Origin of the sequence: Pseudomonas quebecensis (assembly GCF_026410085.1) — a bacterium.
Taxonomy (GTDB): Bacteria; Pseudomonadota; Gammaproteobacteria; order Pseudomonadales; family Pseudomonadaceae; genus Aquipseudomonas; species Aquipseudomonas quebecensis.
The window spans coordinates 3,075,764-3,092,790 of sequence record NZ_CP112866.1; the positions used below are offsets into that span (position 1 = coordinate 3,075,764).

Sequence of the window (17,027 nt, forward strand, 5' to 3'; positions counted from 1 at the left end):
TTTTTTTGCTCAAGAAAAACGCCGGCTCAGCACCAAGCGCCCAGGCCCTGCGATCAGCACGCTGGAAAAAATGATCAGCAGCAGCCAACCGAACTGCCCCTCAAACAACGTCCACTCCGGATGCACCACCACCATGGCGATCAACAGCACCGCCAGGATCGGCAGGCACGCCAGGCGCACCAGCACGCCGGCAATGATCAGCAGCGGGCACAGCACCTCGGCAAAAATCGCCAGCAGCAAAGTGAACTGGCCCCCCAGGTGGAACGGGTCTTCGATCAGCTTCAATTGCCCGCTGTAGTCGAGCAGTTTGGGCAAACCATGCACCCACAGCAGGAACAGCGCCCCGCTGCCGCGCAAAAACAACAGCCCCAAATCCTGACATTTTGATTCGTTCATGCGTGCTCCCTGTTGGATGGCCTCTAACGCCATCCATTGTCCGGGCAGCGCTGCACGCACGCTTGCAAGCCTGTGCTGACTAGTCTCCCGTTCCCGCAAACCCCACGACAATTTCATCGATCACCGCCCGCACGCGCGCGGTGTGACGCAGGTCGGCGTGGGTCACCAGCCAGACATCGTAGGGCAGCGGCCGGGTGCGCTCCGGCCACAACCGCACCAGCCCGTCGCGCTCGCCGGTGAGGATGGGGATCTCGCCGATGCCGATCCCGGCGGCGATGGAGCGACGTACCAACAGGCTGGAACTCAGGGACGCGACGATGCGCCCACGGCCCAGGGGTTCGCAGACCAGGGTCATGTCTTTCTGGCTGTGCAGGTACGGTTGATACACCACCAGGTCATGCCCTTCAAACAGGCCGCCCGGCTGCGGCGAGCCATGACGATCGATATAAGCCTGGGAAGCAAACAGCCCCACCGGCCAGCGTGCAATGCGACGAGCGATCAGGTCGGGGTTGTCCGGACGCGTGTTGCGCACGGCGATATCGGTTTCACGTTTGGCCAGGCTCAGGAGCTGGGTAGACGCGTCCAGCTGCACGCGCACATCCGGGTGCCGGTCGTGCAGCCGCGCAATCGCCGGGATCAGGAAATCGATCGCCAGGGAGTCGGTGGTGCTGACCCGCACGGTGCCGGTCAGGCGATCATCCAGGCCCTGGATCTGACGCTCCAGCTCCAGGGCCGAGCGCTCCATTTTTTCCACCGAGTGCAAGGCGGCCTCGCCAACGGCGGTCAGGGCATAGCCTTGCGAGGTGCGCAGGAACAGGGTTGCACCCAGGGATTTTTCCAGGGCATTGACCCGGCGCCCCACGGTGGCCTGGTCGACACCCAGTACCCGCGCGGCTGCGCGAAGGGTCGACTCACGGCAGACCGCGAGGAACACGCGTGCATCATCCCAATTCATGTGCGCTCCCATGCTGCATATATGCATCATTATGACGTGTAATCGCTGCATTATTGCATCGATAAATCTGGATATGCTGGGCGCCGGACAAAATACCCAGGATTGTCATCATGCTCGACACTCACCTTCCCTCCCACAGCCCTTCATGGCTGGCGATTTTCGCCGGCCTGTGTGCCAGCCTGGTCAGTATCGGCCTCGCGCGGTTTGCCTACACGCCGCTGATTCCGTCGCTGATCCAGGCGCACTGGTTCAGCGCCAATGACGTGGTGTACCTCGGTGCGGCCAATCTTGTGGGTTACCTGGTCGGCGCGCTGATCGGGCGGCCCCTCGCCCGGCACACCTCGAACACGACGGCGCTGCGCGGCATGATGGTGGCGGTGACCCTGGCGTTCTTTGCCTGCGGCTTCCCGCTGTCGGTGGTGTGGTTCTTCATCTGGCGCCTGCTGTCGGGGATCGCCGGTGGCGCAATCATGGTGCTGGTGGCGGCGACCGTGTTGCCCCATGTTCCGGCCGCGCGTCGAGGCGTGGCCAGTGGTGCGATTTTCCTCGGTATCGGGCTGGGCATCGCCGGTTCCGGCACCCTGGTGCCGCCCCTGTTGAGCCTGGGCTTGCAACAGACCTGGTTCGGCCTGGGCCTGCTGGCGCTGGGGCTGACCGCCGCCAGCTGGTTTGCCTGGCCCACAGGCACGCTGTACGAAGCCCCGGCGCAATCGGCCACGGCGGTGCCAACGCCGCCGGGGGTGTACCTGTTGTTTGCTCAATACGCTTTTATGGCCGCGGGCCTGGTACCGGCCATGGTCTTTCTGGTGGATTACGTCGCCCGAGGGCTGGGCGCCGGGGCCCATATAGGTGCGATGATCTGGGTGATGTACGGCCTGGGCTCGATTGTGGGACCGGTCACGTACGGTTTCCTGGCCGACAAGCTCGGTGCTCGGGTGAGTATCCGCCTGGTGCTGGCAGTGCAGGCGATTGCCGTCGGCTTGCTGGCCGTCTCCAGTTCGTTCACGGCGCTGGCCGTACTGGCCGTGATCCTCGGCTCATTCCCGCCGGGTATCGTGCCGCTGGCGCTGGCGCGGGTTCACGAACTGATCCCCACTCATCACCAACAACAGGTAGCGTGGAGCCGTGCTACGGTGTCCTTCGCGACGTTCCAGGCGGTCGCGGGGTTTGCCTATTCCGCGCTGTTCAACGCCAGCGGCGGTCAACATGCAGTGCTGTTCACGATCGCCGCCGGCGCCATTGTGATCGCGTTGCTGCTGGAACTAGGCATGCTCCTGCTGAACCGCAAACCGCCTGATGCGGTCCCAACCCATACGCTCATCGTTGCAGGTAACTTCAAATGACGCTTCCCACCGAAATGACCCTTATCGAAATCACCACCCCCGGAGGCCCCGAGGTGCTGCAACCACGCCAGGCGGCGGTGCCGGTGGCTGGCCCTGGCGAGATCCTGATTCGCGTGCACGCGGCCGGGGTCAACCGCCCCGATGCCCTGCAACGCGCCGGCAAGTACCCGATGAAACCCGGCATGAATCCGCTCCCAGGCCTGGAAGTGGCCGGTGAAGTGGCCGCCCTGGGTGACGGCGTGACCGAATACGCCTTGGGCGACAGGGTCTGTGCCCTGACCAACGGCGGCGGTTATGCGCAGTTCTGCGCCGTGCCGGCCGGCCAGGCCTTGCCGATCCCCGAAGGCATGGACTGGATCCAGGCCGCCGCCGTACCGGAAACCTTTTTTACCGTCTGGGCCAACCTGTTCGGCCTGGGCGACGCCCACACCGGCCAGCGTGTGCTGATCCACGGCGGCACCAGCGGCATCGGCACCACTGCGCTGATGCTGTGCCGCGAGTTCGGCATCCAGGCCTTCGCCACCGCCGGCAGCGCCGATAAATGCGCGGCCATCGCCACACTCGGCGGCGAACCGATCAACTATCGCGAACAGGACTTTGCCGACGTCATCGCCGAGCAGACCGACGGCCATGGCGTGGATGTGATCCTGGACATCATGGGTGCCTCGTACCTGAACAATAACCTCAAGTCACTGGCCATGGACGGGCACCTGGTGATGCTCGGTTTCCTTGGCGGCGGCAAGGCCCATGATGTCGACCTGCTGAGCATCCTCAGCAAGCGCGCGGTGATCACCGGCTCGCTGCTGCGCGCGCGCACCGGGGCCGAAAAAGCCGCCATCGCCGACCAACTGCGTGAATACATCTGGCCGGTCCTGAGCGCCGGGCGTTGCCTGCCGATCATCGACAAGGTCTACCCCTACACCGACGCCGCCCAGGCCCATGCGCGGATGGAAGGCGGCGATCATATCGGCAAGATTGTGTTGCAGGTCGCCTGATTCAAAAACACTACAAATCAATGTGGGAGGGGGCTTACCCCCTCCCACATTGATTGCGTGATTAGTCGCAATAGGTGGGATAGTCGATATAGCCCGCCTCACCGCCACCGTACATCCCCTCCTCCCGCAACGGGTTCAGCGGCCAGCCATTGAACAGGCGCTGGGGCAGGTCCGGGTTGGCAATGAATGGCCGCCCGAACGCGATCAAATCCGCCAGCCCCGCCTGCACCAGGCGCTCGCCGCGTTCGGCGGTGTAGCGCCCGGCGTAGATGATGCGGCCGCTGAAGGTGCTGCGCACTGCCTCACGAAACGTGTCAGGCAGGTCCGGCGCGTTGTCCCAGTCGGCTTCGGCGATGGACACGTAGGCAATCCCCGACTCTTCCAGCACCTTGATCGCTTCGATGTAGGTGTGATGCGGATCCTCTTCCACCAGGCCGATGTACACACGGTCTTGATCGGTGCCGCTGAACAGTGGCGAAAAACGCACGCCCAGGCGTTGCGGGCCGACGACTTTGCACACTGCTTCGACGATCTCGCGCAGGAAGCGCAGGCGGTTGTGCAGCGAACCGCCGTATTCGTCGTCTCGGGTGTTGGAATGGGCCGAGATGAACTGGTTGACCAGGTAACCGTTGGCCGAGTGGATCTCCACCCCATCAAAACCGGCATCCAGCGCGTTGCGCGCAGCCTGGGCGTACTGGCCGACCAACGCTTCGATTTCCAGCACGCTCAAGGCGCGCGGCACCGGCGGTTGCTTCAGCTCGCCGACGCCCGGCGCGGTTTCGATAAAGGCTTTGGCCTGCAAGGCCGGCAGCGCGGACGGGGCCACCGGCGCCGCACCGTCCGGCTGCAAGGCGTTATGGGACACACGCCCTACATGCCACAGTTGGGCGAAGATCACCCCGCCGTCGGCATGCACTGCATCGGTCACCTTGCGCCAACCATCGATCTGGGCCGGTGAGTAGATACCCGGCGTCCACGCATAGCCCTGGCCGCGTGGTTCGATCTGGGTGCCTTCGCTGACCATGAATCCGGCGCCGGCACGCTGGCGGTAATATTCGGCCATCAGCGCGGTGGGAATGTCGCCGGGTTGCGCGCTGCGCTGGCGGGTCAGGGGCGGCAGCACGACGCGGTTGTTCAACGTGTGATGCCCGAGCTTTACCGGGGTGTTCAAGAGACTGTCAGTCATTGCGATATTCCAAATTCAAGGCGAACACAAGCATTGGCGACTCGTTGGAGTCGCCAATGAATACAGCGTGAGGGGGGTTAACTTAAGCGGTGAGTTTCAGCAGGGCCTTGGCCACATCGGCGGAGCTGGCCGGGTTCTGGCCGGTGATCAACAGGCCGTCTTCAAGCACGAAGGATGACCAGTCGGCCCCCTTCTCGTAACGGCCGCCGAGCTTCTTGAAATCATCTTCAATCAGGAACGGCACCACCTCGGTCAAGCCCACGGCAGCTTCTTCGGAGTTGGAGAAACCGGTGACGCGACGCCCCTTGACCAGCGGCTCGCCATTGACCGCCTTGACGTGGCGCAACGCACCCGGCGCATGGCAGACGAACCCGATGGGCTTGCCGGCGCGCTCGAAGGCCTCGATCAGCGCGATGGAGGTCGGCGACTCCGCCAGGTCCCACAGCGGGCCGTGGCCGCCTGGGTAGAACACCGTGTCGAAGTCGGCGGCATTGACCGAGTCCAGCTTGACCGTGTTGGCCAGCGCCTGTTGGGCAGCGGGATCGGCGGCGAAACGGCGGGTCTGCTCGGTTTGTGCATCCGGCGCATCGCTGACCGGGTCCAGCGGCGGCTGGCCACCGGCTGGGGATGCCAGCACCAGCTCGGCGCCGGCGTCCTTGAACACGTAATACGGCGCAGCAAACTCTTCGAGCCAGAAGCCGGTCTTGCGCCCGGTATCGCCGAGCTGGTCGTGGGAGGTCAGTACCATTAATACTTTCATTTTCCAGTGCCTCGATCGGTGTGGTTATCGGTGTGTTCGGGGCCGCCCAACAGCTGTTGGGTCAGCCAGAGCGCCTCGTCGAACGGCGCCGGTGTACGGGTGATCTTGCTCATGACGCTGCTGCCCAACCACAGCGCATAAAGACGCTGGGCCAGGTGCTGCGGGGGCTGTGTGAAACTCAGGGAGCCGTCGTCAATCCCGCGTTGCAGCGCCACCGCCAGCAACGCGATGGTGCGTGACGTGCCACGTTGCAACGCCAGGCGCATCGGCTCTGAAAGGTCTGACACCTCGGCACCGAGTTTGACCGCAAGGCATTTGCCCGCATCGGTGCAGCCGGTCTGGTTGTCGATCCAGGCTTGCCAATAGCGCATCAATTTGGCGTGCTGGCTAAGCCCCGGCTGGTCGAATAACTGCTGCATGCCGTGCACGTAGTGGTCGAAGTAGGTGTCGAGCAACACCACGCCGAACGCGTCCTTGGAACCGAAGTAGTGGTAGAACGAGCCTTTGGGCACGTCGGCGCTCTGCAGGATTTCATTGAGCCCAACCGCGGAAAAACCCTTACGGCCGACGATCGCTTGCGCGGTCTCCAGAATCGTGCGGCGCGCGCTTTTACTTGGGTTGTGCATGCTTGGCTCCTTGCGATTAGACCAGTCGTCTAGTGCGTGGAGCCATGGTAGGAGGCGGGCCGGCGTCTCACAATGTCAGATCCGCAAGGATTTCGGACATAGCGCTGCGCCAGTTGCCGTTTACCCGGCACACGCCGACAATCCCACCTCCCGCGCCCCTTGGAGAAATAACGATGCACAGCGTTGCGCTGATGGTTTACCCGAACTTCCAGTCCCTGAGCCTCAGCCTGGGCTCGGTGTTCGAGTGCGCGAACCTGCTGAGCGGCGAGCCGGCCTATGAGTTTCATCTGGTATCGGAAAGCGGCGGCGCGGTGATGACCTCCCAGGGGTTTTCGGTAAATACCTCGCCGATTCGGGCACAGGGCTACGACACGCTGATCGTCAGCGGTTACCTGGAATTCCGTCTGCCGGAGGCCAATCTGCTGGACATGGTCAAGGCCGCGTCCGCGCAATCGCGGCGCGTGGCCTCGCTGTGCATGGGCATCTTCGTGCTGGCCGAGGCCGGCCTGCTGGCGGGCAAGCGCACCACCACGCACTGGATTCACGCGCCGGCCTTTCGCAAACGCTACCCGGACATCCGCCTGGAAGACGACAAACTGTTTGTAGTGGACGGCCAGGTCTGGACCGGCGCCGGCATGAGCGCCGGCGTCGACATGGCCCTGGCCATGGTGGAGAACGACCTGGGCGTCGACCTCGCCCGGCGCATCGCACGCAAGCTGGTAATCGCCCAGCGCCGTGGCAGCGAGCAGTCGCAATTGTCGGCGCTGCTGGAACTGGACCCCAAATCCGACCGCGTGCAACTGGCCCTGGCCTACGCCCGCGAGAACCTGACCCACGACCTGTCCGTGGAGGCGTTGGCCGAGGTTGCACGGTTGAGCCCGCGTCAGTTCAGTCGGGTATTCCGCGAGGAAACCGGGCAAACCCCGGCCAAGGCCATCGAAGCTCTGCGGGTGGAAGCCGCCCGGGCAATGATGGAAACCAGCCGGCACCCGGTGGAAGTGGTGGCGCGCGAGACCGGCTTCGGTGATCGCGAGCGCATGCGCCAGGCATTTCTAAGGGCGTTCGGACAGCCGCCGCAGGCGATGCAACAAACGTTTAATGCAGCACCGCCCGCGTAACCCGGTAACTCATCAACTGCGGATCATCCGCCAGCTCAAGGGCTTGCACCGGACGCGGCAGGTTATCCAGCACCGCGCGCCAGAACGCCTGGGACACTTCGTCCTGATCATAAAACCGCACCAGCCAATCCGCCTCGCCGCTGCACAGCACCTGGGTGGCAATGGCGCGCCCGATGCCTTTGCGGCGGTAGCGCTTGAGGATAAACAGGTCGGCCAGTTCCAGGGCCTCGATGCCCGGTAACTCACACCCTTCGATCAGCAGGAAGCCGGCGATATAGCCGTCGACCAGCAGCAGGTTGGCGCTCCATTGCGGGTCTTGCCAATAGCGGTTGAGGTGCTCGTCATGGATGTAGAAACGCCCATCCGCCTCGACGTCTTCCTGCTCCCAGTCCGAAGACTCATAGGCGTAGTACTGGTAGAGATTGCGGATCAGCTCGGCTTCTTCGGGGCCGGTCTGGATCAATTCCACGGTGGTTTCAGGCATGGGGCGCTCGATCAGAAAAAACAGGGCGCCATTGTTCACAAAACACCGGCAGCGGCCAAGAGCGCGGCGAACCTTTCTACTGGCTGAACGGATTGCAGTTAGCCATGGCCTCGGCCGAATTCTTGAAACATTTCGAATAAACTTCGCCGGTTCGCCACTTTTTCAAGGACACGCACTTTGAGCAACGTCTGTACCGCCGGCCTGGATGTGGGCTTCGCCTCCCTGGATTACCTGCAGATCTTCATCCTGGGCGTGGTCCAGGGCATTACTGAACTGTTGCCGGTCTCCTCCACCGCCCATATGCGCGTAATACCCGCCCTGCTCGGCTGGCAGGACCCCGGCTCGGCATTTTCGGCAGCCATGCAGTTGGCGGCGCTGGCAGCGGTGGTGAGTTATTTCTGGCGCGATGTACGCCAGGTGACCACGGGCAGCATCAATGCGGTGCGCCGGGGTGACTATAACGATCAATGGTTCAAGCTGGCCGTGGCGATTGTATTGGCGACCATCCCGATAGGGATTGCCGGCCTGGCCTTGTCGTCGACACTGAATACCTGCAACTCACCATTGCGCGGGTTGATGGTGATTGGTATTTCCTGCGTCGTCATGGCGGTGTTGCTGGCGGTGGCCGAGTTGCGTGCGCGGCATACCCGCGAGGTCAGCCAGATGCGCCTGCGTGATGCGTTGATCGTGGGCGTCGCACAGATTGGCGCTTTGATTCCAGGCGTATCACGTTCCGGTTCTACCTTGACCGCCGCGCTGTTCCTCAACTTCAAACGCGAAGAAGCCGCACGCTTTTCCTTCCTGCTGGGGTTACCCGCCATTGCCCTTGCCGGCTTGAAGGAGCTGTGGGTGTTGTTGCACGCCGACCTGCCCGCCCACGCCTGGCCACATCTGCTGTTCGGCCTGGTGGTTGCCAGCATCTCGGCGTTCTTTGCCATCTGGGGCCTGATGAAATTCCTGGAGCGGTTCTCCACCTGGCCCTTCGTGATCTACCGCGCGCTGCTGGGGGTGTTCCTGATCGTGGCGGTCAGCACCGGGCTGCTGAGTTGATATAACTCGTTCTAAAACCTGCATAAATCTCCTGTGGGAGGAGGCTTGCCCCCGATAAGGGTGGGTCAGTTGATACATCTGTGACTGATCCACCGCTATCAAAGATCGTTCCCACGCTCCCGCGTGGGAATGCAGCCCGTGACGCTCCGCGTCACCTGTGCGCAGCCGCCAAGACTTGCAGCGGCCGGCGGGACGCAGAGCGTCCCAGGAGGCGTTTCCACGCAGAGCGTGGGAACGATCAAGACCACGGTGGATCGCTCTATCAACTGCCTGAAACACGGTTAGACAATGTGGGAGGAGGCTTGCCCCCGATGAGGGTGGGTCAGTTGATACATCTGTGACTGATCCACCGCTATCAAAGATCGTTCCCACGCTCCCGCGTGGGAATGCAGCCCGTGACGCTCCGCGTCACCTGTGCGCAGCCGCCAAGACTTGCAGCGGCCGGCGGGACGCAGAGCGTCCCAGGAGGCGTTTCCACGCAGAGCGTGGGAACGATCAAGACCACGGTGGATCGCTCTATCAACTGCCTGAAGCACGGTTAGACAATGTGGGAGGAGGCTTGCCCCCGATAAGGGTGGGTCAGTTGATACATCTGTGACTGATCCACCGCTATCAAAGATCGTTCCCACGCTCCCGCGTGGGAATGCAGCCCGTGACGCTCCGCGTCACCTGTGCGCAGCCGCCAAGACTTGCTGCGGCCGGCGGGACGCAGAGCGTCCCAGGAGGCGTTTCCACGCAGAGCGTGGGAACGATCATCGGCGGTTCAATCCAGATCACTTGCGTCATGCCGCTCAGCCAACTGCTCATGGGGCTCGCCCGAGACCCGGTTCACCCGCCGCCCACGCTGCACTGCCGGGCGTGCTTCAATCGCCTCGGCCCAGCGCTGTACGTGCGGGTACTCGTGCACCGCCAGAAACTCGGCCGCCCCATACAAGCGGCCTTTGACCAACCCACCGTACCAGGGCCAGATGGCGATGTCGGCGATGGTGTATTCGTCCCCGGCAATGTACTCGCTCACGGCCAGGCGCTTATCCAGCACATCCAGCTGGCGCTTGGTCTCCATGGCAAAGCGATTGATCGGGTATTCCATCTTGCTTGGCGCATACGCATAGAAATGCCCGAAACCACCGCCCAGGTACGGCGCGCTGCCCATCTGCCAGAACAACCATGACAAACACTCTGCGCGGGCCGCCGGTTCGGTGGGGAAGAACGCGCCGAATTTCTCGGCCAGGTACTGCAGGATCGCGCCGGACTCGAACACCCGAATCGGCGTGGCGCCGCTGTGGTCCATCAGGGCCGGGATTTTCGAGTTCGGGTTGACGTCGACAAAGCCACTGCCGAACTGGTCGCCGTCGCCGATCTTGATCAACCAGGCATCGTATTCCGCACCGGTGTGCCCCAGGGCCAGCAGTTCTTCGAGCAGGATCGTGACCTTCTGCCCATTGGGCGTGGCCAGGGAGTACAGCTGCAACGGATGCTTGCCGACCGGCAGCGCCTTGTCGTGTGTGGGACCGGCAATCGGCCGGTTGATGCTGGCGAAGGTGCCGCCGCTTTCGGTGTCCCAGGTCCAGACTTTAGGGGGTACGTAATCGGTCATGCTTACTACTCCAGAGGCGTTTGCGAACAGCTGAGCGCTTCAGACTAAACCAAAGACCGGGCGTGCGTCACACTCCCTGCCGACGTATGCCGAGGCACCTGCACACGCAGCGCGATCAACAGTGCCGCCAGCAGCATCAGGCACCCTGCGCCCAGGAACACTCCGTCGATGCCCGTGGCACTGAACATCGCGCCCCCGCCGGCCGCACCCGCCGCGATGGCCGATTGCACCGACGCCACCACCATGCCACCGGCACTTTCCGCCTGATCCGGCACTGCACGAGCCACCCAGTTCGACCACGCCACCGGCACGCCGCCAAACGCCATGCCCCACAACGCCAGGAGTAATGCCTGGCCCGGCAGCGACGCGGGCAGCAACACCAGGGCCAACGCCGCCGCCCCCACCAATGCCGGCATCAACACCAGCGTGCCGCGCGGGTTACGCACCAGCCACCAGCCGGCCAACAGCGTGCCGACAAAATTCGCCGCGCCGAACCCCAGCAGCATCAGGGCCAAGCCTTCAGTACCGACCCCGGTGGTGCTTTCCAGAAACGGACGAATGTAGGTAAACAGCGCGAAGTGCCCGGTGTGCACCAGCACGCAGCCGAACATGCCAATGGCAATGCCGGGGCGCAGCAGTACGTCCAGCACGGTGCGCAGCCGCGCGGTGCCGCTGGGTGCCAGGCGCGGCAGCGTGAACAGCTGGAACGCCAGGGTCACCACGCCGACGGCGGCCGCAGCCACGAAGGCGCTGCGCCAGCCATACAGGCCGCCGAGGTAGCTGCCCAGCGGCACAGCGACGACGGTACCCACTGCAATGCCGCTGAAGATAATCGACAGCGCCCGTGGCAGCGACGCCGCCGGCACCAGGCGCATGGCAACGGCCGCCGCCATGCTCCAGAAACCGCCAAGGGCAATGCCCAGCAGGATGCGCATCAACAACAGCACCACGAGGCTGGACGAGAACGCCACCAGCAGGTTGGACGCAATCATCAGCGTGGAGAACCCCAACAGCACCAGGCGCCGGTCGATGCCGCGCGTCAGGCCGGGCACCAGCAACCCGGCGAACAAGGCCACCACCGCCGTGACCGTGACCGCTTGGCCGGCCAGCGCTTCCGATACGCCCAGGTCCAGGGCCATCGGTGTCAGCAGGCTGGCCGGCAGGTATTCGGCCGTGAGCAGGCCGAACACGCCCATCGCCAGGGAAAACACCGCCATCCAGGCCGGGGTGGTCGGCTCGACCCTGTCATGGGCAGGGGCATGGCACACACAATCATTCATCACAAACCATCCTCAGGTATTAGCGTGACGGCCAGTCTAGGTTTCACTACCTGGATGATCTATGATTCAAACCCTTGAGTTTTTGACCGAAACCCCGAGCATGCCAACCGACACTGCATTCACGCTGTCTTCCGAACTGATCAACGAACTGCTGCGCAGCATGCGCCTGCGCGGCGTGCAGTACCGGCGCATCCAGGCCGGGCCGGTGTTCGGCATCGGCTTTGCGACCAAGCCGGGCCATGCGTATTTCCATTTCCTGGCTGCCGGCTGCGCGACCTTGCGAATGGAAGACGGCAGCCTCTTTGAGCTGTCGGCGGGAAACGCGGTGTTTATCGCCCACGGTGGCGCGCATGCGCTGTTATCCAACCCGGCTGACCCCGTGCAGGACATCGCCAGCTTCGACGCCGCCCCGCTGGGCGATACCGTGTGTGCCGTGAACGCCTCGCCCGACGAGCCTGCCAATACCCTGCTGTTCAGCGCCTGCATGGAGTTCGAACTCGACAGTATCCAGGGCCTGGGCAACCTGATGCCGGCCTTGATGCTGATCGATGCGGGAGGCCAGCGTTACCCCGGCCTGATGCCGATCCTGGCGGTGATGGAACGCGAAGTCTCCAGCGCCCGCGTCGGGTATGCCGGCATCCTGGCGCGTCTGGCCGATGTGGTGGCGGCGATGATCGTGCGCGGCTGGGTCGAATGCGCCTGCGCCAACGCGTCGGGCCTGGCGGCCGCCTTGCGCGACAACCGCCTGGCGGGCGCCCTGCTCGCCCTGCACCAGCAACCGGGCCGCGACTGGAGCGTGGCCGAACTGGCGGCGCACTGTCATACCTCGCGCTCGGTGTTCGCCGATCGTTTCCAGGCCACCCTGGGGGTGCCACCACTGCGTTACGTGACCGAGCTGCGCATGCGCCTGGCCAGCCAGTGGCTGACCCTGGAACGCCTGCCCATCGAGGAAGTGGCGTACCGCCTCGGCTATACCTCACAGGCCGCTTTCAGCCGCGCCTACAAACGCATCACCGGGCAACCGCCGGGCGCCAGCCGGCAGGGATTCAGAAGCCCGGCATAAAGGCCCGACCCGTCGAGCTGTTGAGCGGCGGATAGAGGCCGATCAGCCATTGCGCGGCGCGACCGAGGAACCTTAATCTCTGAATCCCTCACCCTGACAGCAATGGAGGCTTCATGAAACTGATCGGCATGCTGGACTCGCCCTACGTGCGCCGCGTGGCTATTTCCCTGGAGTTATATGGGGTGGATTTTGTGCACGAGCCCTTGTCCGTGTTCCGCACCTTCGATGAATTCGCGCAGATCAACCCGGTGGTCAAGGCGCCGACCCTGGTGCTGGACGATGGCACGGTGTTGATGGACTCCAGCCTGATCCTGGAATACCTCGAAACCCTGGCCCCGGCTGATAGGAAGTTGTTGCCCCAGAAGCCTGGCGCACTTGCCCGCGACCTGCACATCCTTGGCTTGGCCCTGGCAGCTTGTGAGAAAAGCGTGCAGATCGTTTATGAGCACAACTTGCGCCCGGCCGAGAAACTGCACGCGCCGTGGCTTGAACGCGTCAGCGGGCAGTTGCTCGCGGCCTATGGGTTGCTGGACAAACAGTTGGGCGACAGCGAAGCGCTGACCCAGGCGTCGATCACAGCCGCCGTCGCCTGGTCGTTCAGTCAGTTCACTGTGGCCTCGGTGGTCAAGGCGGATGCGTTTCCCCATCTGCAACGGCATGCCGAGCGCTTGGAGCAGCATCCCGCGTTCAAGCGTTACCCGATCGCCTAAGCGCCGCAGTTCAAATGTGAGAGGGGGCAAGCCCCCTCCCACATTAATCTGGGCTGCCTGAACTTAAGGTGTTCGGCTCAGACCCAGCCGCCATCGACAATAAAGTTCTGCGCCGAACACATCGCCGACGCGTCGGAGGCCAGAAACAACGCCATATTGGCGATGTGTTCGGGCAGTACGCTGCCAGGCAGGCACTGGCTGCGCGCGATCAGGTCCTTGGCGGCGTCATCGACCCACATGGCCAGTTGCTTTTCGGTCATCACCCAGCCCGGCACCAACGTGTTGACGCGGATGCGGTTCGGGCCCAGTTCGCGGGCCAGGGCGCGGGTCATACCGTGGGCGGCGGCCTTGCTGGCGGCGTATACCGGGTAACCGGCGGAGGCCATCATCCAACCCACCGAACCCAGGTTGATGATCGAGCCGCCGCCTGCGCTTTTCATCATCGGCACCACGGCCTTGGCCGCGAAAAACGCGTGCTTGAGGTTGACCGCGATGAGTCGGTCGAAGGTGTCCGAGTCGACTTCTTCCAGGGTATGGCGCACATCGTTGGCGGCGTTGTTGACCAACACAGTGATCGGGCCGAGGGACTGTTCAAAGCGACCGATGGCGGCCTTGTAGGCGATCTCGTCGGTAATGTCACAGCAGACGAACTCCACCGCATGCCCGCGTGAACTCAACAGCGCCGCCAGGCGTTCGCCCTGGCTTTGCGCGCGGTCCACAAAACCTACCCTGGCGCCCTGTGCGGCAAACGCACGCACCATGAATTCGCCGATCCCCGAGGCACCTCCAGACACCAGTACAGTCTTGCCCTTGAGGTCGGGGTAAACGGCGTGCTCAGTACTCATACAGTGATGCCTCGCTTAATTAGTCTTATTTTATTTTACGAAACGACGGTTAAAGGCTATAAATTCGCTGTCACAACGACAAAATATCGCTATTAGTAGAACTATTCCACTCAAAACAACAAAAGGAAGTTCGATCATGAAGCACCCTCGATACCTGCTCTCCGGCCTGGCGCTGTCGATGCTGATTGCCAGTGGCGGCGCTCAGGCGACCGGCTTGTCCAGCGAGCACAAACCTTTCGGTAAAACCAACGACGGCACGCCGGTCGAACAGTACATCCTGCGCAACAGCCACGGTATGCAAGCCACGGTGATTACCTACGGTGGCGTGCTGCAATCGCTCAAAGTGCCGGACAAGCATGGCAAGGTCGATGACGTGGTGCTGGGCTTCGACGACGTGCAAGGCTATCAGAGCGGTACCGCGTTTTTCGGCGCCACCATCGGACGCTTCGGCAATCGCCTGGCCGGCGGTGCTTTCGAACTGGACGGCAAGCGCTACCAAGTGCCCCTCAACGACGGCCCCAACTCGCTGCATGGCGGCGCCCAGGGCTTCGACAAGCAGGTGTGGAAAGCCGAATCGGTCAAGGACAAGGACTCGGTCGGTGTGAAGCTCAGCTATCTGTCCAAGGACGGTGAGATGGGCTTCCCCGGTAACCTGACCACCGAGGTCACTTACCGCCTCAACGACAAGAACGAACTGCACATCGACTACAAGGCCAGCACCGACAAACCGACGGTGCTCAACCTCACCAACCACAGCTACTTCAACCTCGCCGGCGCGGGCAATGGCGACATTCTCAAGCAGGTCGCGACCTTGCACGCCAGCCACTACACTCCGGTGAACGCAACGTTGATTCCTACCGGTGAACTGGCACCGGTCAAAGGCACGCCGATGGATTTCCTGAAACCGACACCTATCGGTGAGCACATCAAGGAAGACCATCCGCAACTCAAATTCGCCGAGCCGAAACAAGGCGGCTTTGACTTCAACTGGGCGTTGGACAACAAGGGTGACGTTAAACAACTGGCCGCCGAGGTACACGACCCCGAATCCGGCCGACGCCTGCAGCTGTACACCAGCGAACCGGGCGTGCAGTTCTACACCAGCAACTTCCTCGACGGTTCGGTGAAGGGCAAGGCCGGCAAGACCTACCTGCACTGGAGTGGGTTCACCCTGGAGACTCAGCACTTTCCGGACGCACCTAACCAGCCCAAGTTTGCCTCGACCCGTCTGAATCCGGGGCAGACGTATACCCAGAACACCGTCTTCAAGTTCAGCGCTGATTAAAACCGCCTTACCGTGGCAGGGGGCTTGCCCCCGATTACGGAGTGTCAGTCTGCATTTTTGCTTCTGATACACCGCTATCGGGGGCAAGCCCCCTCCCACCTTTTGATTTCACATGACCCGGGCTCAGCTTTGTTTCATGGACTCAATCACCGCTGCCAGCAACAACATCGAACCGCTTTACTGTGGGAGGGGGCTTGCCCCCGATTACGGAGTGTCAGTCTGCATTTTTGCTTCTGATACACCGCTATCGGGGGCAAGCCCCCTCCCACTTTTGATGGTCATTGCCTGGGCTGGATCAACTGAGTTCTTAACTGACTGGCATTAGGGCAAGCGCCCCCCACATTCAGTCCTCACATGGCCTGGAGTCAGCGTTGTTTCATGCGGTCGATAACCACGGCCAGCAGCAGGATCGAACCTCGAATCACATATTGGTAGAAGGTGTCGATGTTCTTCAGGTTCATCGCGTTTTCGATGATCGCCAGGATCAGCACGCCCGCGATCACATGGCGGATCATGCCGATGCCGCCGCTCAGCGACACGCCGCCCAGTACACAGGCGGAGATAACCGTCAGTTCAAAACCCTGGCCGATCATCGGTTGGCCCGAGGTCATGCGTGAGGCGAGGATCACGCCGGCGAGTGCGCCGATCAGGCCGTGCACGGCGAAGATCAGGATTTTGGTGCGGTCCACGTTCACGCCCGCCAGCAGCGCCGCTTCCGGGTTGCCGCCGATGGCCATGGTGTTGCGCCCGTAGGTGGTGTAGTTGAGCAGCCAGCCGAAAAACAGGAAGCACACCAGGGTGATCAGGATTGGCACCGGCACGCCGAACAACTGGCCGTTGCCGAAGATGAAGAACTGCTCCTGGGACACGCCCACGGCCTTGCCGTCGGCAAATATGTAGGCCAGGCCGCGCACGATCTGCATGGTCGCCAACGTGGTGATCAGCGCGTTGACCCGCAGTTTGGCGATCACGATGCCATTGATCAGCCCGACGACCAGGCCCATCAGCAATGCTGCGCCAATGCCCAGCATCACGCTGTCGGTATCGCGCATGACGATGGCCGCGACCACGCCGGCACAGGCGATCACCGAGCCCACCGACAGGTCAAAATGCCCCGACGCCAGGCAGAACAGCATGGTGCACGCGGCGATGCCCACGGTCGACACCGCCAGGCCCAGGCCGCGCATGTTCAGCGGCGAGAGGAAGTTGTCGATCAGCAAGGCGCACAGCACGAAGATGCCGATGGCCGCCAGCAGCATCGCCCAGTTGTCGAGCAAGGCGCGCATGTCCAGGGGTTTGCGTGCGCGGGGCAGCGCGTTGTTTTGAGTGGTCAT

The 17,027-nt window shown here is 62.8% G+C and carries 17 protein-coding genes; 7 read left to right on the top strand and 10 right to left on the bottom strand.

What is annotated here, in order from left to right; genetic code table 11:
* Positions 1 to 9: 9 nt before the first annotated feature.
* Complete coding sequence (locus OSC50_RS14230) at positions 10 to 396, bottom strand: DoxX family protein (RefSeq protein WP_266248888.1); 387 nt, start codon at positions 394 to 396, stop codon at positions 10 to 12.
* 79 nt (positions 397 to 475) lie between these two features.
* Positions 476 to 1,351 (bottom strand): LysR family transcriptional regulator, encoded by an 876-nt coding sequence (locus OSC50_RS14235; protein ID WP_253506713.1) that lies wholly within the window; start codon positions 1,349 to 1,351, stop codon positions 476 to 478.
* A gap of 110 nt (positions 1,352 to 1,461) precedes the next feature.
* Between OSC50_RS14235 and OSC50_RS14240 the strand changes: the two genes are divergently transcribed.
* Together OSC50_RS14240 and OSC50_RS14245 are read left to right on the top strand one after the other, a co-directional pair.
* Positions 1,462 to 2,694 (top strand): YbfB/YjiJ family MFS transporter, encoded by a 1,233-nt coding sequence (locus tag OSC50_RS14240; RefSeq protein WP_266248886.1) that lies wholly within the window; start codon positions 1,462 to 1,464, stop codon positions 2,692 to 2,694.
* Positions 2,691 to 3,689, top strand: coding sequence for an NAD(P)H-quinone oxidoreductase (locus OSC50_RS14245; RefSeq protein WP_181076991.1), 999 nt, complete (start codon positions 2,691 to 2,693; stop codon positions 3,687 to 3,689). Before OSC50_RS14240 ends, OSC50_RS14245 begins: the two co-directional genes overlap by 4 nt.
* Before the next feature lie 61 nt (positions 3,690 to 3,750).
* Here the strand turns inward: OSC50_RS14245 and OSC50_RS14250 are convergent, their stop codons facing one another.
* The 3 genes from OSC50_RS14250 to OSC50_RS14260 form a co-directional block, all read right to left on the bottom strand.
* Positions 3,751 to 4,875, bottom strand: a complete 1,125-nt coding sequence (locus OSC50_RS14250; RefSeq protein ID WP_266248884.1) for an alkene reductase — start codon at positions 4,873 to 4,875, stop codon at positions 3,751 to 3,753.
* 82 nt (positions 4,876 to 4,957) lie between these two features.
* A complete protein-coding gene (locus OSC50_RS14255; protein ID WP_181076988.1) occupies positions 4,958 to 5,635 on the bottom strand; it encodes a type 1 glutamine amidotransferase domain-containing protein in 678 nt (225 codons plus the stop codon).
* Positions 5,632 to 6,261 (bottom strand): TetR/AcrR family transcriptional regulator, encoded by a 630-nt coding sequence (locus OSC50_RS14260; protein ID WP_181076986.1) that lies wholly within the window; start codon positions 6,259 to 6,261, stop codon positions 5,632 to 5,634. Before OSC50_RS14260 ends, OSC50_RS14255 begins: the two co-directional genes overlap by 4 nt.
* Positions 6,262 to 6,434: 173 nt before the next feature.
* Between OSC50_RS14260 and OSC50_RS14265 the strand changes: the two genes are divergently transcribed.
* On the top strand, positions 6,435 to 7,379 hold the full coding sequence (locus OSC50_RS14265) for a GlxA family transcriptional regulator (protein ID WP_266248881.1): 945 nt from the start codon (positions 6,435 to 6,437) through the stop codon (positions 7,377 to 7,379).
* Here the strand turns inward: OSC50_RS14265 and OSC50_RS14270 are convergent.
* Complete coding sequence (locus OSC50_RS14270; protein WP_266248879.1) at positions 7,357 to 7,863, bottom strand: GNAT family N-acetyltransferase; 507 nt, start codon at positions 7,861 to 7,863, stop codon at positions 7,357 to 7,359. The genes OSC50_RS14265 and OSC50_RS14270 overlap by 23 nt on opposite strands.
* Before the next feature lie 177 nt (positions 7,864 to 8,040).
* Between OSC50_RS14270 and OSC50_RS14275 the strand changes: the two genes are divergently transcribed.
* On the top strand, positions 8,041 to 8,913 hold the full coding sequence (locus OSC50_RS14275; RefSeq protein WP_266248877.1) for an undecaprenyl-diphosphate phosphatase: 873 nt from the start codon (positions 8,041 to 8,043) through the stop codon (positions 8,911 to 8,913).
* Between the two features lie 763 nt (positions 8,914 to 9,676).
* Here OSC50_RS14275 and yghU read toward each other — a convergent pair.
* Complete coding sequence (yghU, locus tag OSC50_RS14280; protein WP_181076979.1) at positions 9,677 to 10,510, bottom strand: glutathione-dependent disulfide-bond oxidoreductase; 834 nt, start codon at positions 10,508 to 10,510, stop codon at positions 9,677 to 9,679.
* Between the two features lie 44 nt (positions 10,511 to 10,554).
* Complete coding sequence (locus tag OSC50_RS14285) at positions 10,555 to 11,790, bottom strand: MFS transporter (RefSeq protein WP_181076977.1); 1,236 nt, start codon at positions 11,788 to 11,790, stop codon at positions 10,555 to 10,557.
* Between the two features lie 100 nt (positions 11,791 to 11,890).
* On the opposite strand from OSC50_RS14285, the gene OSC50_RS14290 reads away from it, so the two are divergent.
* Positions 11,891 to 12,853: an AraC family transcriptional regulator gene (locus tag OSC50_RS14290; protein ID WP_266249714.1), complete on the top strand. Its 963-nt coding sequence runs from the start codon at positions 11,891 to 11,893 to the stop codon at positions 12,851 to 12,853.
* 113 nt (positions 12,854 to 12,966) lie between these two features.
* A complete protein-coding gene (locus OSC50_RS14295) occupies positions 12,967 to 13,563 on the top strand; it encodes a glutathione S-transferase family protein (protein ID WP_253506688.1) in 597 nt (198 codons plus the stop codon).
* A 77-nt stretch (positions 13,564 to 13,640) separates the two neighbouring features.
* On the opposite strand, the gene OSC50_RS14300 is transcribed toward OSC50_RS14295, so the two are convergent.
* Positions 13,641 to 14,408, bottom strand: a complete 768-nt coding sequence (locus tag OSC50_RS14300; protein ID WP_181076972.1) for an SDR family NAD(P)-dependent oxidoreductase — start codon at positions 14,406 to 14,408, stop codon at positions 13,641 to 13,643.
* A 136-nt stretch (positions 14,409 to 14,544) separates the two neighbouring features.
* Between OSC50_RS14300 and OSC50_RS14305 the strand changes: the two genes are divergently transcribed.
* Positions 14,545 to 15,693 carry an aldose epimerase family protein gene (locus tag OSC50_RS14305; RefSeq protein ID WP_253506685.1) on the top strand — a complete coding sequence of 383 codons (1,149 nt, stop codon included), beginning with the start codon at positions 14,545 to 14,547 and terminating at the stop codon, positions 15,691 to 15,693.
* 365 nt (positions 15,694 to 16,058) lie between these two features.
* Here OSC50_RS14305 and araH read toward each other — a convergent pair whose 3' ends face one another.
* Positions 16,059 to 17,027, bottom strand: coding sequence for an L-arabinose ABC transporter permease AraH (gene araH, locus OSC50_RS14310; RefSeq protein ID WP_181081933.1), 969 nt, complete (start codon positions 17,025 to 17,027; stop codon positions 16,059 to 16,061).